Annotated in this window: 23 protein-coding genes and 1 pseudogene; 22 read left to right on the top strand and 2 right to left on the bottom strand. The window is 64.1% G+C overall.

What is annotated here, in order from left to right:
- The 5 genes from tmk to CE453_RS15805 are packed head-to-tail and all read left to right on the top strand — an operon-like array spanning position 1 to position 4914.
- Positions 1-651 carry a dTMP kinase gene (gene tmk, locus CE453_RS15825; protein WP_248307754.1) on the top strand — a complete coding sequence of 217 codons (651 nt, stop codon included), beginning with the start codon at positions 1-3 and terminating at the stop codon, positions 649-651.
- The gene (locus CE453_RS15820) at positions 651-1721 is read left to right on the top strand and encodes a DNA polymerase III subunit delta' (RefSeq protein WP_089175460.1); all 1071 of its coding nucleotides are present in this window, start codon (positions 651-653) and stop codon (positions 1719-1721) included. Before tmk ends, CE453_RS15820 begins: the two co-directional genes overlap by 1 nt.
- Positions 1722-1742: 21 nt before the next feature.
- Positions 1743-3302, top strand: a complete 1560-nt coding sequence (gene metG, locus CE453_RS15815) for a methionine--tRNA ligase (protein ID WP_089175459.1) — start codon at positions 1743-1745, stop codon at positions 3300-3302.
- Positions 3302-4102, top strand: a complete 801-nt coding sequence (locus CE453_RS15810; RefSeq protein WP_089175458.1) for a TatD family hydrolase — start codon at positions 3302-3304, stop codon at positions 4100-4102. The genes metG and CE453_RS15810 overlap by 1 nt, the downstream gene beginning before the upstream one ends.
- An 8-nt stretch (positions 4103-4110) precedes the next feature.
- Positions 4111-4914 carry an MBL fold metallo-hydrolase gene (locus tag CE453_RS15805; RefSeq protein ID WP_089175457.1) on the top strand — a complete coding sequence of 268 codons (804 nt, stop codon included), beginning with the start codon at positions 4111-4113 and terminating at the stop codon, positions 4912-4914.
- A gap of 38 nt (positions 4915-4952) precedes the next feature.
- On the opposite strand, the gene CE453_RS15800 is transcribed toward CE453_RS15805, so the two are convergent.
- Entirely contained in the window at positions 4953-5480 is a 528-nt protein-coding gene (locus tag CE453_RS15800) for a hypothetical protein (RefSeq protein WP_089177930.1), read from the bottom strand.
- 53 nt (positions 5481-5533) lie between these two features.
- Positions 5534-6502, bottom strand: a complete 969-nt coding sequence (locus CE453_RS15795) for a bestrophin family protein (protein WP_248307753.1) — start codon at positions 6500-6502, stop codon at positions 5534-5536.
- Positions 6503-6641: 139 nt separating this feature from the next.
- Here CE453_RS15795 and CE453_RS15790 point away from each other — a divergent pair, with 139 nt between their 5' ends.
- From CE453_RS15790 to CE453_RS15715, 17 genes and pseudogenes are all read left to right on the top strand, one after another.
- Positions 6642-8909, top strand: a complete 2268-nt coding sequence (locus CE453_RS15790; RefSeq protein WP_089175456.1) for an FdhF/YdeP family oxidoreductase — start codon at positions 6642-6644, stop codon at positions 8907-8909.
- 73 nt (positions 8910-8982) lie between these two features.
- The gene (locus tag CE453_RS15785; protein ID WP_089175455.1) at positions 8983-10395 is read left to right on the top strand and encodes a cytochrome ubiquinol oxidase subunit I; all 1413 of its coding nucleotides are present in this window, start codon (positions 8983-8985) and stop codon (positions 10393-10395) included.
- Between the two features lie 5 nt (positions 10396-10400).
- Entirely contained in the window at positions 10401-11405 is a 1005-nt protein-coding gene (gene cydB / locus CE453_RS15780; protein ID WP_089175454.1) for a cytochrome d ubiquinol oxidase subunit II, read from the top strand.
- On the top strand, positions 11405-11521 hold the full coding sequence (locus CE453_RS15775; protein WP_089175453.1) for a DUF2474 family protein: 117 nt from the start codon (positions 11405-11407) through the stop codon (positions 11519-11521). Before cydB ends, CE453_RS15775 begins: the two co-directional genes overlap by 1 nt.
- A gap of 114 nt (positions 11522-11635) precedes the next feature.
- Entirely contained in the window at positions 11636-12859 is a 1224-nt protein-coding gene (locus tag CE453_RS15770; protein ID WP_089175452.1) for a mechanosensitive ion channel family protein, read from the top strand.
- 1 nt (position 12860) lies between these two features.
- Positions 12861-13859 carry a cation diffusion facilitator family transporter gene (locus tag CE453_RS15765; RefSeq protein WP_198302122.1) on the top strand — a complete coding sequence of 333 codons (999 nt, stop codon included), beginning with the start codon at positions 12861-12863 and terminating at the stop codon, positions 13857-13859.
- Between the two features lie 158 nt (positions 13860-14017).
- Positions 14018-14581 carry an HdeD family acid-resistance protein gene (locus CE453_RS15760; protein WP_089175451.1) on the top strand — a complete coding sequence of 188 codons (564 nt, stop codon included), beginning with the start codon at positions 14018-14020 and terminating at the stop codon, positions 14579-14581.
- Positions 14582-14718: 137 nt separating this feature from the next.
- A complete protein-coding gene (grpE, locus tag CE453_RS15755; RefSeq protein ID WP_089175450.1) occupies positions 14719-15396 on the top strand; it encodes a nucleotide exchange factor GrpE in 678 nt (225 codons plus the stop codon).
- A 33-nt stretch (positions 15397-15429) separates the two neighbouring features.
- Positions 15430-15918 (top strand): hypothetical protein, encoded by a 489-nt coding sequence (locus tag CE453_RS15750; protein ID WP_157733058.1) that lies wholly within the window; start codon positions 15430-15432, stop codon positions 15916-15918.
- A 164-nt stretch (positions 15919-16082) separates the two neighbouring features.
- Positions 16083-16571, top strand: a complete 489-nt coding sequence (locus CE453_RS15745; protein ID WP_089175448.1) for an Hsp20/alpha crystallin family protein — start codon at positions 16083-16085, stop codon at positions 16569-16571.
- 105 nt (positions 16572-16676) lie between these two features.
- Entirely contained in the window at positions 16677-18578 is a 1902-nt protein-coding gene (gene dnaK / locus CE453_RS15740; protein WP_089177927.1) for a molecular chaperone DnaK, read from the top strand.
- Positions 18579-18676: 98 nt separating this feature from the next.
- A complete protein-coding gene (locus CE453_RS15735; protein ID WP_089175447.1) occupies positions 18677-19369 on the top strand; it encodes a CDGSH iron-sulfur domain-containing protein in 693 nt (230 codons plus the stop codon).
- 42 nt (positions 19370-19411) lie between these two features.
- Positions 19412-20311, top strand: coding sequence for a DnaJ C-terminal domain-containing protein (locus CE453_RS15730; RefSeq protein ID WP_089175446.1), 900 nt, complete (start codon positions 19412-19414; stop codon positions 20309-20311).
- Positions 20311-20592, top strand: coding sequence for a chaperone modulator CbpM (locus tag CE453_RS15725; protein ID WP_349236624.1), 282 nt, complete (start codon positions 20311-20313; stop codon positions 20590-20592). The genes CE453_RS15730 and CE453_RS15725 overlap by 1 nt, the downstream gene beginning before the upstream one ends.
- Before the next feature lie 209 nt (positions 20593-20801).
- Positions 20802-21149 (top strand): annotated as a pseudogene (locus CE453_RS29620) (response regulator); the annotation flags it as partial.
- 102 nt (positions 21150-21251) lie between these two features.
- Entirely contained in the window at positions 21252-22199 is a 948-nt protein-coding gene (locus CE453_RS15720) for a sigma-54 interaction domain-containing protein (RefSeq protein ID WP_472841000.1), read from the top strand.
- Entirely contained in the window at positions 22192-24216 is a 2025-nt protein-coding gene (locus CE453_RS15715; protein WP_089175444.1) for a sensor histidine kinase, read from the top strand. Before CE453_RS15720 ends, CE453_RS15715 begins: the two co-directional genes overlap by 8 nt.
- The last annotated feature ends 125 nt before the right edge of the window (positions 24217-24341 follow it).

Raw genomic sequence — 24341 nt, 5'->3', positions numbered from 1 at the left:
GTGAGCCGGGGACATTTCATCACGCTCGAGGGCGGCGAGGGCGCCGGCAAATCGACGCTGGCACGCGCCTTGTCGGAAAGGTTGCGCGCGGACGGCGCGAGCGTCGTGACGACGCGCGAGCCCGGTGGCTCGCCAAAGGCAGAAGCCATTCGCGAGGCCGTCCTCGCTGGCCGGATCAAGGAATATGGTGCCTTTGCCGAGGCGCTGATGTTCTCGGCTGCACGCATCGACCATATCGACCGTCTGATCCGCCCGGCACTGTCGCAGGACAACTGGGTGATCTGCGATCGCTTCATCGATTCAACCCGCGTCTATCAGGGCGTGCTCGGCGATATCGATGCCGGCCTGCTCAAAGAGTTGGAGCAGGTCACCGTCGACGGGCTCATGCCGAAGCTGACATTGATCCTCGATCTCGACCCGGAAATCGGCCTCGCCCGTGCCGCCCGGCGCCGCAGCCCCGGCGAAAGCGTCGATCGCTTCGAAAGCGAAACCCTCACCTTCCACCGCAGACTGCGCGAGGCTTACCTGGAAATTGCTCGCCGGGAACCGCAGCGCTGCGTCGTGCTCGACGCCGACAAGTCTCCGGCCGCATTGGCGGATGCGGCCTGGGCCGCGCTGAGCGAGCGCCTGATGACGACACGAGAGCCTTGATGCGCGAGACGAGCGACGAACCCGACCGGCTACCGATTGCGCCGCACCCGCGCGAGACGCTCGCGCTGATCGGCCATGCGGTACAGGAGCGCGCCTTTCTCGACGCGCTGCGTGGCGGCCGGATGCATCACGCCTGGCTGCTCGGCGGCCCCGAGGGCATCGGCAAGGCGAGCTTCGCCTATCGCGCCGCACGATTCATGTTGGCCGCGGGCGCTCCTTCGGCAAGGGCGGCACGCAGCGATAGCCTCGCCATCGCTGAGACAGACCCGGCGACGCGACGCGTCATGGCCCGGTCGCACCCCGACCTGCATCTCCTGCGGCGCAGCCTGAAGCCCGATGGCAAGAGCTACACCAGCAATATCCCCGTCGACGCCGCGCGGCGCGTGATCGACCGTTTCGGTGCCAGCGCTGCAGAGGGTGGCTGGCGCGTCTGCATCGTCGATTCCGCCGAGGACATGGACCGACCGACCGCGAATGCGCTGCTGAAGCTGCTGGAAGAGCCGCCCCCACAGGCGCTGTTCCTGATCGTCGCTCATGCGCCGGGCCGACTTCTGCCGACGATCCGATCACGCTGCCGGCTCCTGAGCTTCGAGCCGCTGTCGGCAGCGGATGTTGTCGAAGCCGGCCGTATGGCCCTGGAGCGCATGGAGACGCCCTTCGACCAATCCGCACTGGAGCGTGCCGCTTCGCTGGCCGAAGGCTCGGTGAAGCGGGCGCTCACCTATGTCGATCCCGAGACGCTGGCGTTGGTCGAGGCGGTGCGGGCCCGGCTCGACGCTCTGCCCCAGATCGACCTCAACGCCCTGCTGGCGCTGGCCGAGGATGTCGCCGGAAAGGCGGGCGAGCGCGACTTCGCTGTGATGATCGAGACGATACAGGGCTGGCTCTCCGACCATCTCCACGCGCATGCTGCAGCGCAACCGGCGCGCCTTGCACCGTTGGCGGAGGTATGGGAAAAGCTGGAACGTTCAGCGCGTGAGGTCGAGACCTATAATCTCGACCGCCGCCCGCTGGTGATGTCGATGTTTCATGATCTGTCGGCTGCGGTTTCCCGCTCGCGCGCAGCGTGAAGCGAAGCTTTCGGACAGACGATGGCCACGGCCCCGAAATTCTACCTGACGACCGCGATCCACTACACGAACGGGCCGCCGCATATCGGCCACGCCTATGAGATGGTGGCCGCCGACGCGATCGCGCGCTTCAAGCGGCTCGATGGCTACGACGTGTTCGCCATGACCGGCACTGACGAGCACGGCCAGAAGGTCGCGCGCACCGCCGCCCAGAACGGCCTGTCGCCGAAGGAATTCGTCGACAAGATCGCCGGGCGTTTCCAGGAGATGGAGCGCTCGCTCGGCTGCTCCTTCGACCGCTTCATCCGCACCACCGACCCGGACCACAAGGTCTCTACCGACGAGCTTTGGCGGCGGATGGAGGCCAATGGCGACATCTACCTTGCCAAGTATTCCGGCTGGTATTCGGTGCGCGACGAGGCATTCTATGGCGAGGAGGAGACGACTCTCCAGCCTGACGGAACGCGGCTCGGCGGGCAGGGGACGCCGGTCGAATGGGTCGAGGAGGAGAGTTACTTCTTCCGCCTCGCCAAGTACCAGGACGCGCTGCTGAAGCTCTATGACGATGTCCCGGACTTCATTTCGCCGGAGACGCGCCGGAACGAGATCGTTTCCTTCGTGAAGAGCGGGCTGGAGGACCTTTCGATCAGCCGCACGACCTTCGACTGGGGCTTGCCGGTGCCGGGCGACCCCAAGCACGTCATGTATGTCTGGGTCGACGCGCTCAACAACTATCTGACCGGAACGGGCTTTCCCGATCCGGAGAGCCCGCGCGCGCATTACTGGCCGGCCGATGTCCATATCATCGGCAAGGACATCGTGCGCTTCCACGCGGTCTACTGGCCGGCCTTCCTGATGTCGGCCGGCTTGCCTCTGCCGAAGCGCGTCTTCGGCCACGGCTTCCTGCTCAACAAGGGCACGAAGATGTCGAAGTCGCTCGGCAATGTGGTCGATCCCTTCGACCTGGCTGCGACCTATGGCGTCGACCAGCTGCGCTATTTCTTCCTGCGCGAGGTCTCCTTCGGCCAGGACGGCAATTGCAGCCACGACGCTATCGTCGGGCGGATCAATGCCGATCTCGCCAACGATCTCGGCAATCTGGCGCAGCGCTCGCTCTCGATGATCGCCAAGAACTGCGAGGGCAGGGTGCCGCCTTGCGGGGCGCTGACCGAGGCGGACCACGCCATGCTCGCCATGGCGGACGGTGCGCTCGCCAACGCGCGGACGGCGATGCAGGATTTCGCGCTTCACACGGTGCTGGCCGAGATCTGGGCCGTCGTAGCGGAGGCCAATCGTTATTTCGCCGGCAACGAACCCTGGCGCCTGACCAAGACCGATCCGGCTCGCCGCGATACCGTGCTCTATGTCACGATCGAGGTCATCCGGCAGATCGCGATCCTGGTCCAGCCGGTGATGCCGGTGGCCGCCGGCAAGCTCCTTGATCTGCTCGCCGCGGCTCCCGAGGCGCGAAGCTTCGCTGCGCTCGGGAAGGCCGGACGTCTGGTCAGCGGCACGCCGCTGCCGACGCCAAGTGCTGTCTTCCCGCGCTATGTCGAGCCGGAAGACGGTCAGGCCGCGTGATGCTGATCGACACGCATTGTCACCTCGACTTTCCGGACTTTGCCGAAGACCTGGCGGCCTATGTCGCGCGAGCCGAGGGCGCCGGTGTCGGCCGGATGGTGACGATCTCGACGCGGGTGGCCCGCTTCGCGGATTACGCCGCGATCGCGGAACGGTTTCCCTCGGTCTGGTTCTCGGTCGGGACCCATCCGCATCAGGCGCATGAGGAGCTCGATGTCACGGCCGATCGGCTCGTGGAGCTGTCACGCCACCCGCGCTGCGTCGCCATTGGCGAAGCCGGGCTCGATTATCACTACGATTCAAGCCCGCGTGCCGCACAGGCACAGGGACTGCGCACCCACATCGCCGCAGCGCGCGAGACGCAGCTCCCGCTCGTCATCCACGCTCGCGAAGCCGATGACGACATGATCGCGATCTTGCGGGAGGAGATGGGGAAGGGTGCCTTCCCCGCCATCCTGCATTGCTTCACGGCCGGTGAGGCGCTGGCGATGACCGGGGTCGAGCTCGGTCTCTACGTGTCGTTCTCGGGCATTCTGACGTTCAAGACTTCGGAAAACCTGCGCCGCATCGCCCGCATGATCCCGCGTGAGCGCCTTTTAATCGAGACGGATGCTCCTTATCTCGCCCCCGTCCCGTTCAGAGGCAAGCGTAACGAGCCGTCCTATGTCGTTGAAACGGCGAAGGTCCTGGCCGATACGATAGGCGTTGATTTCGACGAAGTCGCGCGGATCACGACCGAGAATGCCCGGCGCTGCTACTGGAAGATGGACCACGCCGCGCCGGTCGCGCCGGTCGCCTGAGCCGGCTCATGGCGCTAACGGTCACGATCCTCGGCTGCGGTTCTTCCGGTGGCGTGCCACGGCCGGGCTCCGGCTGGGGAGCTTGCGATCCAGGAAATCCGAAGAACCGGCGCCGGCGCTGCTCGATCCTGCTGGAACGCACCGGACTCGATGGCACGACCCGGGTCCTGGTCGACACCACGCCGGATCTGCGCGAGCAGCTTCTGTCGGCCGAAGTGCCGGCGCTCGACGGCGTCCTGATGACGCATGACCACGCCGACCATAGCCACGGTATCGACGATCTGCGCGCGCTGGTCCTCCACATGCGCCAGCGCATCCGCATCTATGCCGATGTCACCACGCAAGCCTCGCTGCGTACGCGCTTCGGCTATCTCTTCGAGACACCATCCGGCAGCTACTATCCGCCGATCCTGGATATGGATGAAATCCGCGCGGGCCACGGCCAGACCATCGAAGGCGCCGGCGGGCCGATCGAGGCGATGCCGTTCCGCGTCGAGCACGGCCCCAATTACGAAGCTCTCGGCTTCCGCTTCGGCGATCTGGCCTACCTGCCGGATGTCAGCTCGATCCCGCCTGCAGCATTTGAAGCTATGGCCGGCCTCGATGTACTGATCCTGGATTGCCTGCGCGAGACGCCGCATCCCAGCCATTTCCATCTGGCGCAGTCACTTGAGACGATCGCCAAGCTCAAGCCGAAGCGCGCGATCCTGACGAACCTTCACGTCGATCTGGACTATGCGAGCCTTTCCAGTCGCTTGCCTGACGACATCGAGGTCGCGTTCGATGGAATGACGATCGCGGCGAAAGCTTGAGCCGAACGGTTTGCAGAGCCGGCAGCAGGAGGATCGGCCTATTTTTCAGCCGCATCCCGTTTCGCCTGCGCGACATGAGACGCCTTCCGAAGTCGTCCGCGCTCTGCTGGCCGGATCAGTGAGACGACCTCCTTGTCCGGAATGTCATGCATGCCTTGACCGGCGTGCCGGGTATTGAATGGAATGTTCTTGCGCTGCGCTTCCATTTTCAGATGGAGCGCGCGCTGGGCATTCTCGATCAGAGAGTGGTTTCTGGTTATCTCCGCCCGACGCTGAATCTCGCTATTCAGCCGCTTCAGCGCGGTAGCAAGAACGGTTGCCTTCAAGCTCGATCCGGCGTTTCCAGTGCTGGGCTCGGCTCCTCGCGGTGCGGCCTTGCCTCGCATTTCCCGGCGCTGTTGATTGGCGTGGCTGCTCGCCTTGTCGCGCAGGTCCCGCAGGCGCTTCAGGAGCGCATCCAACGCGTCGTCGGGCAGATTCTGCACAGCCGGATGGCGTGTCTGCGCGACGACCTCTCGCTCGTCGGCATTCAGCGCGCGCTCTTCTTCCTTGCGAGTCAGGGCCATGGCGTCTTCCTCCTCGGTGCAGGCCATCCCAGTTTGATGGCAGAGTGGCCTTGTCAGTTCAGCATATTGTCCTTCGGCTGGATCGGCTCGGGCAAATCCTTGTAACCGAGCGTGGAGAGCAATTCGCGTTCGACGGTGCGCTGCAGGGCATTCAGCGGCAGGGCATTCGGCTGCGATCCAAAGGGGTCCTCGAGTTGATGGCCCAGAGCATCGAGCCCGAAGAAGGTGTAGGCCACAAGCAGGACGGGCAGCAGCGTCCACCACGCGAGCGAGCCGGCGAGCGCGAACGGCAAGGTGGTACAGAATACCAGCGCGGTGCGGTGGAGCAGCAGCGAATAGGCGAAAGGGACTGGCGTCTGGGCAATGCGCTCGCAGCTACCCTGCACATCGGATAGCGCCGTCATCTGCCCCTCGATGACCGAATAGTGGATCGCGCTGAGCTCGCCATTGTGCATGAGCGCGATGCTGTACTTCCCGAGTTCGTAGAGTGCGGCATTCGTCGGGTTGGGGTTGCCAGCGATGGTGGCCGTATCGAACCACGGTTCAATCGCCGCCAACTCGTCCCCGCCGCGCAGGCGCACCACCAGGCCGGCAGTGAAGCCGCAGAGCCCGCGCAGCAGGAAGCGCTGGTGGCGCTCGTCGAGAGACGAAACCTGGCGGGCCAGGGAGCGACAGGCGATGATGAGCTCGCCCCAGAGCTTTCGCCCATCCCACCAGCGCGCGTAGCAGGCGTTGTTGCGGAAGCTCATGAAGACGGAGAGGGCGATGCCGATCAGCGTGAACGGGATGGCGCTGATCTTGGCGAAGATGCCGGGATGCTCGTCGGCCGCAAACACGGCGATGGCAGTGACCGCCGCGATCCCAGCCAATTGCGGCAGGATCCGGGGCAGGATCGAGCCGTTGACCGCGAACAGGATGTCCCTGAAGTCAGGCTTCGATCGCAGGATCATCGAGAGCTTCGCCTTCGCCAGATCGGTGCCGGTGTTCGCCAGAAAATAGCACCGATCGTGCCAGAGACACATTCGTGCCGGCTCAACCACTTAGCTGCTGCGCGACAAGCGAGGATGGACAAAATGTCCAAATTCAAAGGACAAATTGTCTATAGATTTCAATATGATAGAGTGTTTTACTCAAGGCTAGCCACCTTGGAGGCGTTTCGCCATGGTCGACAGCAAGCCACGCTACCAAACCTACCATCACCCGGCCGGTGGTTGGGGAGCGGCCGCGGCGACCGCCAAGGTGCTGATGGAGCAGAGCGTCATCACCAAGGGCTCGCGGGCCTTGCTCGCGATGAACCAGCCCGGCGGCTTCAAATGCCCGAGCTGTGCCTTCCCGGATGCGGATTGCAAGAAAACGCTGGAGTTCTGCGAGAACGGCGCCAAGGCGCTCGCTTTCGAGGCGACCAAGCGCCGCGTCACGCGGGAGTTCTTCGCGGAGCACTCGGTTTCGGCGCTGATGGAGCAATCCGACTACTGGCTGGAAATGCAGGGCCGTCTCACCGAGCCGATGCGGTACGACGCGGCTTCGGACCATTACGTGCCATGCGGCTGGGACGAAGCCTTCGCCCTGATCGGGAAGCACCTGCGCGGGCTCGAAAGCCCGCATCAGGCGGAATTCTACACGTCGGGCCGCACGCCGAACGAGGCGGCATTCCTCTATTCCGTGTTCGTTCGTGAGTTCGGGACCAACAACTTTCCCGACTGCTCGAACATGTGCCACGAGCCGACCAGCCGTGGCCTGCCTCCGGCCATCGGCGTCGGCAAGGGCACGGTCATCCTCGAGGATTTCGAGCACGCCGAGGCGATCTTCGTCATTGGCCAGAACACGGGCACGAACTCCCCGCGCATGATGACCAACCTGGTCGAGGCCAGAAAGCGCGGCGTGCCGATCGTCGCGGTCAATCCGATGCCGGAGCGGGCGCTGATCCGCTTCACCGAACCGCAGGACGTCTTGCAGATGGCGACTTTCGGCTCGACCGCCATCGCCAGCGAATTCGTCCATATCCGCATTGGCGGCGATCTCGCGCTGATCAAGGGCATGATGAAGGTGATCTTCGAGCGCGAGGCGCTGGGCGAGCGGATCATCGACCAGGATTTCATCCGCGAGCATACGGTCGGGATCGAGGCCATTCGCGAGGACGCTTTGGCACAGGATTGGTCCGAGATCGTGCGCGTCTCGGGGCTGGACGAGGCGCAGATCAGGCGCTGCACCGAGATCTACATCCGGTCGCGTGCGACGATGATCTGCTACGGCATGGGCCTGACGCAGCATCAGCAAGGTTCGCGATTGCTGCAGCAGGTCGTCAATCTGCTTCTCCTGCGAGGAAATTTCGGCAAGCCGGGTGCCGGAATCTCACCCATTCGGGGCCATTCGAACGTGCAGGGCGACCGGACCGTCGGGATCGATGAGAAGCCGTCGCAGGAGTATCTCGATCGCTTGCGCGATGTCTTCGGCTTCGAGCCGCCACGCCATCATGGCCACCACACCATCGAATCCGTCGAGGCGATGGAGAAGGGCACCGCCAAGGTCTTCATCGGCATGGGCGGCAACTTCGTGCGCGCCATCCCCGATACGGAGCGCTCCTACGCCGCCATGCGCAAGCTCGACCTGACAGTGGGCATCGCGACCAAGCTCAACCGCGGCCACCTCGTCCACGGCCGCGACGCCCTGATCCTGCCGGTAATCGCACGCTCCGAGCGGATCGTCACGGCGGCGGGCGAGCAGTTCGTGACGATCGAGGATTCGATGTCGAACGTCACGGCTTCGCGCGGCGTCCTGACGCCCGCCAGCCAGCATCTGCTGCCGGAGGTAGAGATCGTTTGCCGAATGGCTATGGCGGCCCTACCGCACAGCAAGACCCCCTGGGACAGCTTCATCGACGTCTACGGCCTGATCCGCGACAAGATCGCGGAGGTCTATCCAGAGATCTATTCTGGGTTCTCCGAGCGGATCAAGGAGCCGACGGGTTTTCACCTGGATGTCGCGCCGCGCCGGCGCGTCTGGGACACGCCGAACGGCAAGGCGAACTTCCTTCTGCTGCCGGGGCTGGAGGTCAATGACGTGGTCGCTGATCCTAGCATGCTACGGCTGGCGACGGTTCGCTCGCATGATCAGTTCAACACCACCATCTACAGCTACAACGACCGCTATCGGGGCGTTTACAACGACCGCATGGTCCTCTTCATGAATGCGGAGGACCGGGAGGACCGGGGGCTGGACGAAGGCGCACGCATCGCCATCGAAACGATCAGCGAGGACGGTGTCGGCCGGCGCGTCGAGGGTTTGACCGTCCTCGATTATCCGATGCCGCGCGGATCCATCGCCGGTTACTACCCCGAACTCAATCCGCTCCTGCCGCTCGACTACTACGACAGGATCAGCGGCACGCCAGCTGCCAAATCGATACCGGTCCGCGTCGTCGCGGGCTGAGGCCACGGTTCTGCAGGTCGGCGCCCGATGGCGCCCGGCCGCAGGCGAGCTTCACGTTTCGGGAGGAAAGACGTTGCTCGACCAGCTCGATCCGGTCGTCCTGGCCCGCGCGCAATTCGCGTTCACGGTCTCGTTCCATTTCATCTTCCCGGCCTTCTCGATCGGCCTGGCAAGTTATCTCATGGTGCTCGAGGCCCTCTGGCTGAAGACGGGGCAGGGCGTCTACGCCAATCTCTATCGTTACTGGCTCAAGATCTTCGCCGTCGTGTTCGGCATGGGCGTGGTCTCGGGCGTCGTGATGTCCTATCAGTTCGGCACGAACTGGTCGGTGTTCTCGACCAAGGCCGGCCCGATCATCGGGCCTCTGATGGCCTATGAGGTGCTGACGGCCTTCTTCCTCGAGGCCGGATTCCTCGGCGTGATGCTGTTCGGCATGAACAAGGTCGGCAAGGGCCTGCATTTCTTCGCGACCTGCATGGTGGCGCTCGGCACCTTGATCTCGGCGACCTGGATCATCTCGGTGAACAGCTGGATGCAGACGCCGGCCGGCTTCGCCGTCAATGCGAAAGGGCAGTTCGTTCCGGCTGGCTCATGGCTGCCGATCATCTTCAATCCGAGCTTCCCCTACCGCCTCGTCCACACCGTCATCGCCGCCTACCTGACCACCGCCTTCGTGGTGGGCGGCGTCGGAGCCTGGCATCTCCTGAAGGAGCAGGCCAATCCCGGCGCCCGCAAGATGTTCTCGATGGCGATGTGGATGGCAGCGCTGGTCGCGCCGATCCAGATCCTGGCCGGCGATGCGCATGGGCTCAACACGCTGGAGCATCAGCCCGCCAAGGTCCTGGCGATGGAGGGTGATTACCAGCCGAGCCCGAACGGCGCCCCGCTGATTCTCTTTGGCCTGCCCAGCAACGAGGAGGCGCGTGTCCGCTACGAGATTTCGATTCCACATCTGGGTTCGCTGATCCTGAAACACGATCCCTTCGCGCCGCTACCGGGGCTCGTCGACTTCCCGCGCGAGAACTGGCCACCGGCACCGATCGTGTTTTGGTCGTTCCGGGTCATGGTCGCGCTCGGCTTCGCCATGCTCGGTATCGGCCTTTGGAGCTTGCTCGCCCGCTTCCGGCACAAGCTCTACGATTGGTCCTGGCTGCATCGCGCCGCCATTCTGATGGGCCCGTCCGGCTTCGTCGCGGTGATCGCCGGTTGGGTAACGACCGAGGTTGGGCGCCAACCCTTCACGGTCTACGGCCTGCTGCGGACGGCTGAATCCCATTCGCCACTGGCGGCGCCGGCCGTGGCAGCTTCGCTCATCGCCTTCGTCATCGTCTACTTCTTCGCCTTTGGCGCAGGCGTCTATTACCTGCTGCGCCTCATGGCGAAGCCTCCCAGCAGCGGGGAGCCTGTTCCGGCGCCCGTGCCTCAACGAGCGGCCGGCATCACACCGGCGCCCAGCGTCGTGGCCACGGCCAACGCGAAGGACTGATCGTCATGGCCAGCATCGATCTCACCATCTTCTGGGCTGGCGTCATCGGCTTTGCTGTCATGGCCTATGTCGTGATGGACGGCTTCGACCTCGGCATCGGTCTCCTGTTCCCGAGCCTTGCGGTCGGCGATGAGCGTGACCAGGCGATGAACTCGATCGCGCCGGTCTGGGACGGCAACGAGACCTGGCTGGTGCTAGGTGGCGGCGGGCTCTTCGCCGCGTTCCCGCTCGCCTATGGCATCATCCTGCCAGCGACCTATCCGCTGATGATCGCGATGTTGCTCGGCCTGATCTTCCGGGGCGTCGCTTTCGAATTCCGCTGGCGCGACCCGCGTCACCGCCCGTTCTGGGACGTCGCCTTCTGCCTGGGCTCATTCGTAGCGGCCTTCGCGCAGGGCGTGACGCTCGGTGCAATCCTGCAGGGCATCCATGTCGAGCAGGATGCCTATGCCGGTGGCTGGCTGGACTGGCTCAGCCCTTTCAGCCTGCTCACCGGCCTGGCCGTGGTGATCGGATATGCTCTGCTCGGTGCGACCTGGCTGATCTGGAAAACGGAAGGCTCGAGCCAGCGCCATGCGCGCCGCGTCGCTTTCTGGCTGGCTCTGGCGACGCTCGCCGCGCTGGCGGCCGTCAGCGCGGCCACGCCCTTCCTGGCCTACGACTACTGGCGGCGCTGGTTCGCCATGCCCGGCGTGCTGCTGACGGCGCAGGTGCCGCTACTGGTCGCGATCTGCGCAGCGACGCTGTTCTGGAGCCTGAAGCGCGATTTCGAAAGACTGCCTTTCCTGATGGCGCTGACGCTCTTTCTGCTCGGTTTCGTCGGCCTCGGGATCAGCATCTATCCTTATGTCGTCCCGCGCGCCGTGACGATCTGGGATGCCGCCGCTCCCTATTCGAGCCAGGTCTTCATGCTCGCCGGCGCGCTCGTCATCATCCCCGTCATCCTCGCCTATACGAGCTGGGCCTATTGGGTGTTTCGCGGCAAGGCCGGCGTGCACGGATATCATTGATGGCGCCGCTCATGCCGCTCTGGAAACGGCTCGCCTGGATGGCAGGAATCTGGGCGGCGAGTGTGGCGTCGCTCGGCCTCTTGAGCGGGATCATCAAGCTCGTTCTATCCGGTTGAGCAGCGGGTTCGGGCCGCCTTTTCTGTGTGCGATGCGCAAGATGGGCTGGAATCGGACCAAGCTGCTGCCATGCTGGGCTGCGACGTCCCCTCTCTCGATCAGCGGGCACGGATATGGAGACAAAGGCTGCAAGCCGGAACTTCGTCGCTGACTGGCCGACGCTGCTGCAGGTCTGGCGCCATGACCTCGGCGGGATCACGATCGGCCAGGTCGCGCTGGCTGGACTCATTCTCGCGCTCGCGCTCGCAGCGAGGCGCCTGGTTGGCCGCATTCTGCTGACGATCCTGCGGCGCTGGACCATCGGGGATAAGACGCCAGCAGGAGAAAACATCCTGGCGGCGCTGGCGGCCCCGTTGCGCTTCGTCCCGATCCTCATCGCCTTGTTCGTGATCACGGCCTTCCTCGACCTGCCCGCGGGTGCGAAGGACGTGCTCGCGGACATCACGCGCTCGCTGGTTGCAGCCACATTCTTCTGGGCGCTCTTCACCATCGTCGACCCTGCCTTCTCGCTGCTTCACGGAGACCGCTCGATCTTCAACGAAGCGATGGTTGGCTGGGCGGTGCGGGTGAGCCGGATCGTCCTGCTGTCTCTTGGGGCCGCCGTCGTACTCGAGATCTGGGGCATCCATGTCGGCCCCATCCTCGCCGGCCTCGGCCTGGTCGGCGTCGCCGTGGCGCTCGGCGCGCAGGATCTGTTCAAGAACCTGATCGCCGGCATCTTCATCATCGGCGAGCAGCGCTTCCAGACCCGCGACTGGATCCGGGTGGACGGCGTGGTCGAAGGCACGGTGGAGACGATCGGCTTGCGGACAACGAAGGTCCGCCGCTTCGATATGGCGCCCGTCTTCGTGCCGAATTCGAAGCTGGCCGATAATGCGCTGACCAACTTCTCTCAGATGACGAGCCGGCGCATCTCCTGGACGATCGGCCTGGAATACAGCGCGACTGTCGACCAGCTGCGCGATGTGAGGGACGGCATCGAGGCCCTGATCCGCAACAACCCGGACTTCGCCGCGCCGCCCGATGCGCCGCTTTTCGTACGGATCGCCGATTTTGGCGGCTCATCGATCGATCTCATGCTCTACTGCTTCACCCGCAGCACGGACTGGGGCGAATGGCTGAGGATCAGGGAGGCGCTCGTCCTTGAGATCAAGGCGCTGGTCGAGAAGGTTGGAACCGGCTTCGCCTTCCCGAGCCAGTCGATCTATGTCGAAAGCTGGCCAGCGGGGGAGGAAGCATATCCGCTGCCGCGCGATGCCTCGGCCGCCGGCGCCCCGCAGAAGCCGGTGACGGCGCCAGCGAAACCAACCCCGGGCGCATCCGTCGCGGAGGGCTGACATGACCGCCATCGTGTCGGACCCGAAGCTGCAACGTCGCTCGGCAGGTCGGCGTGTGGTCTACGCCGCGCTCGCCGGCAATGTCGCGGTGGCGGTAACCAAGCTCGTTGCCGCCGTCATCACCGGTAGTGCCGCGATGTTCAGCGAATCCGTGCACTCGGTCGTCGATTGCGGCAATGAAGCCTTGCTGCTTTACGGCTATCGCCGGGCTGCCCGGCGTCCCGATCTGGTGCATCCGCTCGGTTTTGGCCGGGAGCTCTATTTCTGGAGCTTCATCGTCGCGCTGATGCTCTTCGCGCTCGGCGCCGGCGTCTCGGTCTACCAGGGCGTGCACCATGTCCTCGCACCCGAGCCGATCCAGCATGCCGGGGTCAGCTATGTGGTGCTGGGCCTGTCCTTCCTCTTCGAGGGTGCGTCCTGGCTCGTCGCCTGGCGCGGCTTCGCCAAGGTCCGAGGAAATGTTCGCTTCTGGACGGCGTTCCGCCAAAGCAAGGACCCGCCATCCTTCATGGTGCTGTTCGAGGACACGGCCGCACTCATCGGCATCCTGATCGCGGCTACAGGCATCTTCGCCGCGCAATGGTTCGACAAGCCGATCTTCGACGGCATCGCCTCGATCATGATCGGGCTCGTCCTTGCTGTCGTCGCGGTCCTGCTCGCGGTCGAAAGCAAGAGCCTGCTGATCGGAGAGCGCGCCACGCCTGCACTTGTGGAAGCGATCTGCCGGCTTGCCCAGGAGCAACCCGGTGTCGCACACGCCAACAGCGCCCTAACGGCCCAGCTTGCGCCGGACCAGGCGATGGTGGCGTTGAGCATCGAGTTCGATCCCGAGATGAGAACTGCGGAGATCGAAAACTGCGTGGCGAAGATCGAGCAGCGCGTCAGGGATGCGCATCCGAACGTCGTCGCCCTGTTCGTCAAACCGCAGACTCTCGAGCAGTTCGAGCTCGCGCGACGGGCACGCTTCGGCACCGCGTTGTTTCCGATTCTGCGCGCCTGAGCGCACCGCCGGCCCGGACAATCTGTCCCCCGGGAGCGGGACAGATTGTCTTCTTGATCGGAGCGATATCAGGCTAACATGCTGATATAAAAACCGTTCTGCGTTGGCATGCCTGTTGCGGTGCTCTCGGCACGATAGCCGACAGGCGGAGCCGATTCATGACACCTATCGACAGAAGCCAAGGCGTCGCACCAGCGGGGGACGTTCATGCCGCCTGGGGCTGGTTCGTCGCGCTGGGAGCCGCTTTCATCATCCTCGGGCTGATTGCAGGCAGTCATCTGCTGCTCGCCACCATGGTCACCGTCTACTACCTCGGAGCCTCGATGATGGTGGCCGGGGCGCTGCAGGTCGCTCAGTCGTTCCGGCTGACGCGTTGGACCGGTTTCCTGCTGTGGCTGTTGAGTGGCATTCTCTACGTCATCGCAGGGGTCATGACCCTTATGAACCCGACCTTGGCCTCCTCTGTCCTGACCCTTCTCCTGGCGCTGTTCACCGCAGCCTCCGGCATCATGCGGATATGGCTCGGGGCAGGGGCGATGTCCGAACGCGGCTGGGGCTGGGTCGTGGCCTCGGGCATTCTCTCGACAGCTGTCGGACTGATCTTCCTGCTCGGCTGGCCGGTTAACAGTTCATGGCTGCTGGGGCTGGTCCTGTCTGTGGACCTGATCTTCCAGGGGGGCACGCTGGCAGGGCTGGGCTTTCGGCTGAGATCGGAGACCTGATGGAGGTATCTCGACGGGCTCGCTCCTGAGACGGTTTCAAGATGAACGCACCTTACGGAACCCGCGTCAGTTTAGGCCGTTAAAGCTCGCGACATCCCTGGCGAGCCGCGAAGCGATATTTTCGATCGGAGGCCCAAATGGTCGTTGGAAAGGACGAGGCTAAGAGGACCGGCCGACCCGACGGTTCGGCTGACCCCGAGCTGGATTCCCGCAGACCGCGAGAACCGAGTTCTGGCGGCGAACAATCGGCTGCTCGCGAGGGCGACAAGACTACGGCAGGAGAGGGAGAGTCGGCTCCTCTGCAATCGGAAGCCGCCACGCTTACGGAGCTTCGATCCGAAAACGCGGCGCTGAAGGATCGCCTGCTCCGGGCGCTCGCCGAAACGGAAAACGTGCGACGTCGGGCCGAGCGAGACCTTGACGATGCGCGCCAGTATGCCGTGACGAAATTTGCCCGGGATTTGCTGCCGGTCGCCGACAACATGCAACGCGCCATGGCCAGCGTTGGTAAGGAAGCGCACCGCGGCGAAGCCCTCGTCAAGGCACTGGTCGAGGGCGTGGACCTCACCGAGAAAGAGCTTCTGAACGTCCTGGCGAAGCACGGCGTCAAGAAGCTCTCGCCGATCGGCGAACGGTTCGATCCACATTTCCATGAAGCGCTCTTCGAAGTCCCGGACCCTGCCGTACCGGACGGGACCGTCAGCCAGGTGGTCGAGCCCGGCTATTCGATCGGATCGCGTTCGCTGCGGCCGGCCAAGGTTGGGATCGCGCGGGGTGGCCCCTCCGGCAAGCCGCCTTCGGCAAGCCAGAACTGAGCAGAGGCCACATCGGAAACCGGAGATCGATCGATGAAAAGGATAGGTGTCCTGGCAGGGCTGCCACTTGCTGCATCGATCTTCGTCGCCGGCGCGTCGCTCGCAGCGGGTTTTACCTGCCCAAAGGTGAACGACCTCGCCACACCACCGGTGGCGGCGGAAGTCGATGCGCGATTGCCTAAGGGGTTGGCACTGGAGCAGAGCGACCAGCTTGCTGCCGCGATCACCTTGCTGCGGGAGCATGGCCTTTCTCCCGGCAACGCCACCGATCACCTGATCGCCTTCTTCTGCCCGGCGGTCGCCGCCGAGACCGGGCTGTCCGATGCCGAGAAGCGCCTGCGCGTGATGCGTTTTGCGCAGAAGGCCACGCGCCTCGTCTACGGCCAGAACAACGTCGACGACGTCATCTACGATGTTCCGCTCAAGCCGGGCGTTGCGGAAGCTGCCACGCAGCGCGCCAAGGCGGCCGGCCTCGGCCTCGAAGCCTGGATCGCCCAGATGGTGGAGGCTGCCATTCGCTGATCCGTGGCCCTGGACAATCTGTCCGGAGCGCCTCGGACAGATTGTCCTTCCGAATTAAGAAAAACCACGCAAGGTATTGATTTTATAAGAAATACAAACTGGCATGCCGGTTGCTGAGCCGGTCGGGAGCAACACATTTTCTACGGCGAGGAAGGGTCGATCTCATGACACAGGGCAGCTCTCCTCCCGATCGTCCGCGTAACCCCTTGGCGCAAAGCGTCGAAGCTCCGTTTCACGCACTCCATCGTGAAATGAACCGACTGTTCGACGATGTCTTTCATGGCAGGCTGTCCGGAGCGGGGCGTCAGGATGCACCGATCAGTCCCATCACCGATGTCTGCGCCAACGACCGGCAGGTTCGTGTCACCATCGAATTGCCCGGGATCGACAGCAACGACATCGATCTCTCGCTTGCGGGCGATCTCCTGACGGTTCGTGCCGAGAAGAAGGCCGACAGCGTCGATCCCAACGACAGCTACCACATCATCGAACGGTCATACGGTACCTTCCAGCGGACGGTGAGACTGCCATGCGCGGTGGTCGAGGACCAAAGCCAGGCACGCTTCGACAACGGCGTCTTGATCGTGACCTTTCCCAGAGCCGGAGCTCAGCAGACGGCTCGCAAGATCCCGGTGGCCGGTGGAAGCAAGTGAGGGGCGGGACACGCGTCCCGGGGACGTGGCCGTCCGCCAATTCCGGTTCGGCAAGGCGTAGCAGGAAGCAAGCACAGAAGCTGAAACACGACAGGGAGCAGCATGATGTCCAAAGTCATCGGAATTGACCTCGGAACAACGAATTCCTGCGTCGCAGTTATGGACGGCAAGAATGCACGCGTCATCGAAAACGCCGAGGGCGCACGCACGACGCCATCGATCGTGGCGTTCACTTCGGACGGCGAGCGGTTGGTCGGGCAGCCCGCGCGGCGGCAGGCCGTGACCAACCCCACCAACACGATCTTTGCGGTGAAACGCCTGATCGGCCGCCGCTATGACGATCCGGTGGTGGAGAAGGACAAGGGCCTCGTGCCCTACAAGATCATCAAGGCCGCCAATGGCGACGCCTGGGTCGAGGCGGAGGGCAAGCCTTACTCGCCCTCGCAGATCTCGGCTTTCATCCTGCAGAAGATGAAGGAGACGGCGGAATCCAATCTCGGCGAGAAAGTCACGCAGGCGGTTGTCACGGTTCCGGCCTATTTCAACGACGCCCAGCGTCAGGCCACCAAGGATGCCGGCAAGATCGCCGGCCTCGAAGTGTTGCGCATCATCAACGAGCCGACCGCCGCCGCGCTCGCCTACGGACTCGACAAGAAGAAGCAGGCCAAGATCGCGGTCTATGACCTCGGCGGCGGCACCTTCGACATCTCGATCCTGGATATCGGCGACGGTGTCTTCGAGGTGAAGGCGACCAATGGCGACACCTTCCTCGGCGGCGAGGACTTCGATATGCGCCTCGTCACCTATCTGGCTGACGAATTCCAGAAGGAACAGGGCATCGACCTGCGCAAGGACAAGCTCGCCCTGCAGCGCCTGAAGGAGGCGGCAGAGAAGGCCAAGATCGAGCTCTCCACGGTGACGCAAACCGAGGTCAACCTGCCGTTCGTCACGGCGGATGCCTCCGGCCCGAAGCACCTTCTGATCAAGATCACGCGGGCAAAGTTCGAAAGCCTGGTGGAGGACCTGATCCAGCGCACGATCGAACCTTGCCTGAACGCGCTGAAGGATGCCGGGCTGACTGCCAAGGAGATCGATGAGGTCGTCCTCGTCGGCGGTCAGACCCGCATGCCCAAGATCCAGGAGGTGGTGCAGAAGATATTCGGCAAGGAGCCGCACAAGGGTGTGAATCCGGACGAGGTCGTCGCGATCGGTGCCGCGATCCAGGCCGGTGTCCTCCAGGGCGACGTCAAGGACGTGCTGCTGCTCGACGTCACCCCGCTGTCGCTGGGCCTCGAGACGCTGGGCGGGGTGTTCACCCGCCTGATCGAGCGTAACACCACGGTTCCCGCGAAGAAGAGCCAGACCTTCTCCACCGCCGAGGACAACCAGAACGCGGTGACGATCCGGGTTTTCCAGGGCGAGCGCGAGATGGCGGCCGACAACAAGTTCCTCGGTCAGTTCGATCTCGTCGGCATCGCGCCGGCGCCGCGCGGCGTGCCGCAGATCGAGGTGACCTTCGACATCGACGCCAACGGCATCGTCAACGTCTCGGCCAAGGACAAGGGCACCGGCAAGGAGCAGCGCATCCAGATCCAGGCCTCTGGCGGACTATCCGAGGCGGATATCGACCGGATGGTGAAGGATGCCGAGGCCAACGCGGCCGAGGACAAGAAGCGGCGCGAGCTGATCGAGGCTCGCAACGCCGGCGAGGCTCTGCTCCACACGACGGAACGAACCCTGTCGGAGCACGGCGCTAAATTGTCCGAGCCGGATCGGCGCAGCATCGACGATGCGGTGAACGATCTGCGCGAGGCGGCGAAGGGCGACGACGTCGCGGCGATCCAGGCCAAGGCGAATGCCCTGCAGCAAGCTTCGATGAAGCTCGCCGAGGCGATGCAGGCCACGCCTCAAGCCGATGCGGAGACCGGGGCAGCGCGGGGCGGTGGCGACGGCGTCGTCGATGCCGAATTCACCGAGATCAGCGACGACGACAAGAAGAAGGGGTGATGAGGTAACCAAGCGTATTGCGAGGCAGCTGGAGCGGGATCGGCCATCGCCTGCGGCGGTGGCGCGGCCCGCCTCCACCAGGGCAGGAGAGGGTGGCCATGAAGAACACCGAACGCACCGTGAGCGTGAAGGTCACGCGCAACGGGCCCTATCTCGTGACGGGCCCGGTTCCGCTTTCCGATCAGACCATCGGGACTGATGCTGCGGGGCAGTCGCAGGAATGGGTCGAGCGCGACCTTCCCGCTGCCGGAGCGAGTTTCGCGCTTTGCCGCTGCGGTCATTCGCACAAGAAGCCGTTCTGCGACGGCTCTCATGCCAAGGTCGGCTTCGACGGGACCGAGGTTGCGGACAGGACGCCCTATCTTGAGCGCGCACAAGCCTTCGACGGCCCGGAACTCGCTCTGCTCGATGTCGAGAGCCTCTGTGCATTCGCGCGCTTCTGCGATCCGAACGGACAAGTCTGGAACGAGGTGGCGGAGACGGGAGACGCGAGCGTGCGCGAAACTTTCGTGCGCCAGGTCCAGAAATGCCCGTCAGGCCGCCTCGTGGTCTGGGACAAGGCCAGGCAGGAGGCCCTCGAGCCTCAGGTCGAACCCTCGATCGGATTCATCGAGGACCCCGCCGAGGGCTGCAGCGGCCCGATCTGGCTGCGCGGCGGGATCGCCGTCATCGCGGCCGACGGCACCGAATACGAGGTCCGTCAGCGGATGACCCTGTGCCGTTGCGGCGGTTCCAAGAACAAGCCCTTCTGCGACGGAACACATGCCGCGATCAAGTTTCATGCGAAATGACGCCCCTCAGAGCGTGCTGCGGCATTGGTTTCGGAGTAGCCCGTGAGAAATCCCTATGAGGTCCTCGGCGTCGCCGCCACGGCGTCTGCCGCCGAGATCCAGAGTGCTTATCGCAAGCTGGCGAAGAAGCTGCACCCTGACCTCAACCCCGGCGACAAGGCTGCCGAGGAGAGATTCAAGGAGGTAGCGGCGGCCTATGACCTGCTGAGCGACGCCGACAAGCGCAAGCGCTTCGACGCCGGCGAGATCGACGCCTCCGGGGCGGAGCGGCCGCAGCATCACTTCTACCGGGACTTCGCCACTTCCGATCAGGGCGATCCTTACGCCGATGCGTCCGGTTTTGCCGACTTCATGGATCAGGACGACGCCTTCGCCGAGCTGCTGCGACGCAGCCAGCGGTCGCGCGCGAACCGCCGCGGGCAGGATCTGCATTATCACCTGGCGGTCGATCTGGTGGATTCGATCACCGGCGCGACCAAACGCCTGACCTTGCCGGATGGCGGCACGATCGACGTGAAGATCCCGGCTGGTCTCATCGACGGCCAGACGCTCCGGCTCAAGGGCAAGGGCGCGCCGGGTGTCGGCAAGGGCGGTCCGGGCGACGCGTTGATCGAGGTCGAAGTGCGTCCCGACCCACGCTTCGCCCGCGAAGGCGACGACATCACGGTGGAGTTGCCGGTCTCGTTGACCGAAGCCGTTCTCGGCGGACAGGTACGCGTCCCGACACCGACCGGCGACGTCACGATGTCGGTGCCGAAGGGCGCCAACACCGGCACGAAGCTGCGCCTGCGCGGCAAGGGCGTGCCACGGCGCGGCGGTGGTCAGGGCGATCAGTTCGTCAAGCTCAAGGTGGTCCTGCCGAAAACACCGGATCCGGAGCTGGAGGCCTTCGTCTCCGGCTGGAAGGACAAGGACTACGACCCGCGTGAGGGCAGGGCGTGATGAGGATGACCAAACAGGAATTTCTCACCTCATCGGGAATCCAGCTTCAGGTGCTGGAGTTCTGGCTCGAGCAGCGCTGGCTCATCCCCGACGAGGCGGCCGGCGAGACGCATTTCAGCGAGATCGACGTCGCGCGCGCGCATCTCATCAGGGAGCTCAAGGAGGGGCTCGGCGCCAATGATGCGGGTATCGACGTGATCCTCCACCTCTTGGACCAAGTCCACGGACTGAGGCGCCTGCTGGCCGAGCTGCGTCTGCAGATGGGTGAGGATCGGGACTAGCAGGCCTGGAGCGCGGTCAACCGGGATCCGGCGTCGGACGTTGTAGCGAGCACGAGCCTTGGCACCCACCGCTGTTGGTAGAGCTTGCCGCGGACGAGGGGCGTTGGTCTGATGCTCTTGGCTTGATGGTGCCGGCGAGACCTGCCGTCCTTTTTCGGTAGTCAGTGGAAGCGCTTCCGGGGGGACCGGGGCAGCACGGGAAAAACGGAATGTCGCTGGAGCAAAGCCGGGTCAAGAAGGAGCTTTCCGCCGATCCCGAGTTCGGTCCGTGGCTGGCCGAGGCGTCGATCCTGGTCGTCGATGACGAGCCCGGAATGCGCAACTTCCTCGTCAAGCTTCTGGGACCGCGTTGCAAGCGGATCGAGGAGGCTGCGAACGCCAAGGAGGCGTCCCGCAAGGTCGACGAACAGAGCTTCGACGTGGTGATCCTCGACAACATTATGCAGGGGCAGAACGGGTTGGACTGGTTGGCCGAGCAGCGTGCCACAGGCTTCTTTTCCGACGTTATCCTGATGACTGCCTATGCCGATCTGGAAACCGCGATCGGTGCCTTGCGGGCCGGAGCCGTGGACTTCATCCTCAAGCCTTTCCGCTCGAACCAGTTGCTCAATGCGGTTTCTCGCTGCCTCGACCGTGCACGGCTGCAGCGCGAGAACGACGTGTTGCGCCAGGAACTGCGGTTGCCGGGTCACCAACCCCTCGGTGACAGGCTGTTCGGCAACTCCAAAGCGATCCAGCTTGTCCGCGACACCGTCGCCAGGGTGGCGCCGCTGCCGACTTCGGTGCTGCTGACGGGCATGTCGGGGACCGGCAAGGAGGTTGTCGCGCGCTCGATCCACGCGCTCTCGACTCGTGCCGACAAGCTGTTCGTGCCGGTCAATTGCGGCGCGATTCCCGCAGACATGATCGAGAGCGAGCTGTTCGGCCATCTCAAGGGAGCCTTCACTAGCGCAGGGCGCGCGCGCGAAGGGCTGTTCATGCATGCCCATGGCGGCACCATCTTTCTCGACGAGATCGGCGATCTGCCTTTCCCGCTGCAGAGCAAGCTGTTGCGCGTGCTGGAGGATCGCCGAGTCCGGCCCGTCGGATCAGAGCGCGAGGTTCCCTTCGACGCCCGCTTCATCTTCGCGACCAACGCCGATCTGGAGCGGCGTGTCGAAGAAGGAGCGTTCCGTGCCGATCTCTATTTCCGAATCAACGTCGTGCAGATCGCCCTGCCGCCACTGCGTGACCGCGGCGATGACGTGCTGGAATTCGCATCGATGTTCATGCGCGAATTCCCGCGGCAGCTGGGCATGCCTCCCATCGCCATCGACGAGCCGATCCGCGCCATGCTCCGGCGCTATGACTGGCCCGGAAATATCCGAGAGCTGCGCAACCTCATCGAGCGGACCGTGATCCTCGGCGCGTTCCCCGCAGACCTCGGCAGCGGCGTCGACCGGCGCGAAATTCCGGGCGAAACCGGACGGCAGACGCTGGCCGATGTCGAGCGGCGCCATATTCTTGCGGTGCTCCGGGAAGTGGGCGGCGATCGCGAGGAGGCGGCGCGCCGGCTGGGCATTTCGCGCAAGACCATCGACCGCAAATGCGTCAGCTGGAATGTCTAGCGAGGTCGCGGGGAGGGGGCTTCGAAGCCGGTCGGTCCGCTATCGCCTGCTGGCGATCGCGCTCGTGCCGATGCTGGTCATCCTGCCGCTACTATTGGGCATCGGAATCTACCGATGGAACGCCCGCTTCAATGCGATGATGCTGTCGAAGGTCAATGACGATCTGACCATCGCGCACCAGTACCTGGCCCGGATCCGCGATACGACGGAAGACCACCTCGTTTCGGTGACCGAGGCGGCTCGTTTCCAGGAGTTGCTGCGCAAGAGAGACGGCATCGATGGAGGGCTGGCAGAATTCCTGTCGGTGGTCGCCGCAGGGCGCGGGTTCGATTTCCTCTACGTTGTCGCCGAGGACGGGAGAGTCGTCGCCAGCGGCCCTTCGATGGTCTCAGCTTCGGTCCGAACGAATTGGCCGATCGTTACCTCCGCTTTGCAGGGGCACGCCAAGGTCGGCCTCGATGTCTTCGCGGAAACGGATCTGGCTGCGCTCTCGCCCGCGCTGGCCTCGCGGGCACGCGTCGAGATCATTCCCACGGCCGGAAGCGCTCCTAGCGATCTTTCCGCCGAGCCGCGCGGACTGGTCCTGCACGCCGCGAGCCCCTTGAAGCTGCCCGATGGCAGGCCCGGCGCTCTGGTCGGCGGCGTTCTGCTGAACCGGAACCTCGCCTTCGTCGATGGCATCAATGACTTAATCTATCACGACTCCGGCCTGCCTGAAGGCAGTCAGGGTACGGTGACCTTGTTTCTCGGCGATGTTCGCGTCAGCACCAATGTACGCATGTTCGAGGGGCAAAGGGCGATCGGAACGCGGGTCTCGGCGCAGGTTCGCCACGCCGTGCTCGACGAGGGGCGCGTCTGGCGCGACAGCGCCTTCGTCGTCGATGATTGGTATGTCTCGGCCTACGAGCCGATCATCGATAGCTACGACCGTCGTGTCGGCATGCTCTATGCCGGATTCCTGGAAAAGCCTTTCACCCAAGCCAAGCAGGAAGCCTTGCTGGCGATTGCAGCCGCCTTCCTTGTCGCCGTGTTCGCCACCGTGCCGCTGTTCCTGCACTGGGCCGGCGACATCTTCCGGCCGTTGGAGCGCATGGGCGATATTGTTGCCCGGGTCGAAGGCGGCGACCTCTCGGCCCGAACCGGCCTTGCCACCAAGACAGACGAGATCGGGCAGGTCGCGCTTCATCTAGACCGCTTGCTTGATCTGGTGCAGGAGCGCGACGCCGAGCTCAGGCAATGGAACGATGAACTCAACCAGCGCGTCGAGGAAAGGGCGCAAGCCCTGCAGCTTACGACGACGCAGCTCGAGACGACGACACGGCAGCTCGTCATGTCGGAGAAGCTTGCAGCGATCGGCGAAATCACCGCCGGTGTCGCGCACGAGATCAACAACCCCATTGCCGTCATGCAGGGCAATCTGGAGGTGATCCGCCAGCTCATGGGGACCGAGGCCGAGCAGGCGCGGACGGAATTCCGCCTCATCGAGCAGCAGATGGACCGCATCACGGAGATGGTGACGAAGCTGCTGCAGTTCGCGAAACCGCAAGAGTATTCCGGCTATACCGAGCAGTATGCGGTAGCCGGCGCAATTTCCGATACGCTGCCGCTGGTTCAGCATCTCCTGAGAAAAAGCACGATCTCCGTGGAGCGTGAGGATAGGGCGCTGCACCCGATCATGATGAATCGGACCGAGTTTCAGCAGGTGCTGGTCAATCTCATCGTCAACGCCATCCACGCGATGCCCGATGGCGGGGTCCTCACCCTGCGCACATTCGACAGCGATATGGATGGGGAGGCCGGCGTCGCCATTCAGGTTTCTGACACTGGGGCCGGCATGAGCTCAGAGGTGATGCAGAAGGTCTTCGATCCATTCTTCACGACGAAGCGGCGGGAGGGAACCGGACTCGGACTCTCGATCAGCCAGATGCTCACGACGCGTCAGGGTGGAAAGATCTCGGTGGCGAGCGGACCGGGCGCCGGGACGACCTTCACCGTCTGGCTGCCCGCGGCCCGGTGATGATGCCGGACGAGATGGACAGATTGTCCTCGCCACTCCCGACAGTTTGTCCGGCAACTGACAGCGCTCTCCTTTATCCTTTTGATTTCATTCGCACCTGGTTTTGGCATGTCGGTTGCTCGGAT

The sequence above is a fragment of the Bosea sp. AS-1 genome (genome assembly GCF_002220095.1).
Lineage (GTDB): Bacteria > Pseudomonadota > Alphaproteobacteria > Rhizobiales > Beijerinckiaceae > Allobosea.
The sequence above is the reverse complement of the archived record's forward strand: the minus strand, read 5'-3'. Positions and strand labels throughout refer to the sequence as shown.